Annotated in this window: 1 pseudogene; it reads left to right on the forward strand. The window is 56.1% G+C overall.

Features of this window, described 5'->3' with window-relative positions:
* A pseudogene (locus B2Z72_RS00225) lies at positions 1-271 on the forward strand (Tex-like N-terminal domain-containing protein); the annotation flags it as partial.

Consider the following 271-nt stretch of genomic DNA (forward strand, 5'->3'; position numbering starts at 1 on the left):
ACAGGGCAAACTGACCGACGAGCTGAAAAAAGACATTCTTGCCGCCGACACCAAAACCCGCCTCGAAGACCTCTACCTGCCCTACAAGAAAAAGCGCCGCACCAAAGGCCAGATCGCGATTGAAGCCGGTCTGGAGCCATTAGCCGATGCGCTGATGAACAACCCGGATCTGAATCCGGAAGCGGAAGCCGCCAGCTTTGTTAACAGCGAAAAAGAAGTGGCCGATGCCAAAGCGGCTCTGGACGGTGCCAAGTACATCCTGATGGAGCGC

It is taken from the genome of Thalassolituus sp. UBA6592 (assembly GCF_002433655.1).
GTDB lineage: Bacteria > Pseudomonadota > Gammaproteobacteria > Pseudomonadales > Oceanobacteraceae > Venatoribacter.